This is a genomic window from bacterium (assembly GCA_040755795.1).
GTDB lineage: Bacteria > UBA9089 > CG2-30-40-21 > CG2-30-40-21 > SBAY01 > JBFLXS01.
Genome location: JBFLXS010000556.1, coordinates 1 through 2,203 on the forward strand (window position 1 = coordinate 1; position 2,203 = coordinate 2,203).

Sequence of the window (2,203 nt, forward strand, 5' to 3'; positions counted from 1 at the left end):
AGTAAGTACTTCCATCTCGCCACCAGGTATATATCCAAGGATATTCTTTATCACCAATAATAAAAAGTTCTAAGGTAAGTGGAAAACATAAAGATTTAGTCTTTTCATACTCCATTCCTATACCTAAGGCAAATTTAGCAAAGTCCTTGGGGCAAATCGGGGAACACAATACTAATTAAAAGGAAATAAGTATTGTGTCCCCGGAATTCTGTCCAAAAGGAAATAAGTATTGTGTCCCCGGAATTCTCCAAAAGGAAATAAGTATTGTGTCCCCGGAATTCTGTCCCCGGAATTCTCCCGGAATTTTCCGGAATTTTGTCGAATTTTGTCCCCGGAATTTCCCCCAGGAATTTTCTAAATTTTCTATACGAAATCTTTGTCAGGTACTATCTTGTCTAAACCAATCTCTTCTAGTGGTATGCCAAAAGATTCTACATACTGTTGAAGAAGAGAAATACTACGGTGAAAACCAAGAAGAGATCCAGTATAGAAAGATTCATCAGGGGTACCTCGAGCCTTATCACGCTTTGCCTTCGCTTCATGAGCATCTTCAAGCAGAAAATAAACATAATCTCTTAGAAGGTTCTGATATGTACTTTCTTCTTTATTAGACATCATTTTACTCCTTTTGTTCTAATCCCCCGTCTGACTCTAATCCCCCGTGCAAAATCCTCTCCTGAGGGGAAAATCGGGGGACACAATGCTAATTAAAAGGAAATAAGTATTGTGTCCCCGGAAGAATTCGGAATTTCCTGTATTAATTACAGCTAAAATAGGTGGGATTTTTACCACCTTTTAGCCCCAAATTGCACTTTTAAGTAATCGAATTTAGCGAATGAAACGAAAATTACTCTGTTACCTAATTACCAAGTTACCCAATTACCTACTCCTTAGCAATCGGTTGCCATGATGGGCGTCCATCTGGAACTTCATTATAGGTTAATCTTTTTCGATTTTTTCCATCTGCATCCATTATGAAAATCTCCCAGTTACCTAATTCTTTACTGAGCGTCTTAAAGACAATCTTTTTACCATCCGGCGACCAGGAAGGGTCAGAATCAGGACTTGCAGAGTCATCCCCTAATCTTATTTGATTTGAACCATCAGCATTCATTACATAAATTTTAACATTTTTATCTCTTTTCCCCTTAGATACAAAAACAATCTTTTTACCGTCAGGTGACCAAATAGGCTCAATATCTCCTGCATTATTATTTGTTAATCTTTTTATACTTTTACCATCAATATCCATAGTATAAATTTCAGGATTACCATCTCGCCAAGAAACGAAAACAATCTTCTTACCATCTGGTGACAAACAAGGTTCGCTATCTTGTGCTGGATGATTAGTTAGTCGCTTTCGATTTGTCCCATCTGCATTCATAATATAGATTTCCTCGTTAATTCCTTCTTCCCAATTCCCAAAATAAGAAGTAAAAATAATTTGCTTTCCATCTGGCGACCAATAAGGAGAAGCATCAATTGTATCAGTTTCACTAATTCTTTTTTGGTTTGTACCATCAGCATTCATTATATAAATTCCTGTAGGGCCATCACGGTCCGACACAAAAGCAATTTTATTACCATCTGGTGAACAACAAGGATTATAATCATGAGATGGATTAGTTGTTAATCTTTCTTGATTTTTACCATTAGTGTCAATTACATAAATATCCGACCAACCATTCTCATCCAGACAGTCAAACACAATTTTAGAAGGATACTCTTTACACCCATTAAGCATAAGAAATGTAAAAATAAATGTTATATATTTTATAATTTTAACTTTTTTCATAAACTTTACCTCTACACAATCTCTCTAGTGATTAGCCCAATATTCTATCCACCCTTTAATATTATCAGGTAGCCAGTTATTAGAACCTCCTATATGAGATTGATGTCTCAAATAATATATAATATCAGCCTTAATAAAATTACTTGTTGGTAAGTTAGGAAATTCTACCCCCGTATGAGGTAAATTTGTTTTTTGTGCATAGATATACTCCCTTATCCCTTTTTCATAAAAATTTATAGTCTCCATTCCTAACTGTGTCCTTGCCAAGTCATTAATATACCCTCCATATTTTACAGTTTTATAAGCTATGTCGGCTATGTCGGCTATATGTGTTGGGTCTAATTGAAAAATAGCTTTCTCTATTTCACCTTGAACAAGGTATCTTGCTATCACAAGTCCTTTCCCCAA

The 2,203-nt window shown here is 35.5% G+C and carries 3 protein-coding genes; all 3 read right to left on the reverse strand.

What is annotated here, in order from left to right; all coding sequences use genetic code 11:
• Positions 1-363: 363 nt before the first annotated feature.
• Positions 364-618, reverse strand: coding sequence for a hypothetical protein (locus AB1414_19595; GenBank protein ID MEW6609618.1), 255 nt, complete (start codon positions 616-618; stop codon positions 364-366).
• 265 nt (positions 619-883) lie between these two features.
• Entirely contained in the window at positions 884-1,795 is a 912-nt protein-coding gene (locus tag AB1414_19600; GenBank protein ID MEW6609619.1) for a DUF5050 domain-containing protein, read from the reverse strand.
• 24 nt (positions 1,796-1,819) lie between these two features.
• Positions 1,820-2,203: hypothetical protein (locus tag AB1414_19605; protein ID MEW6609620.1), on the reverse strand; the 384-nt coding region annotated here is incomplete at its 5' end.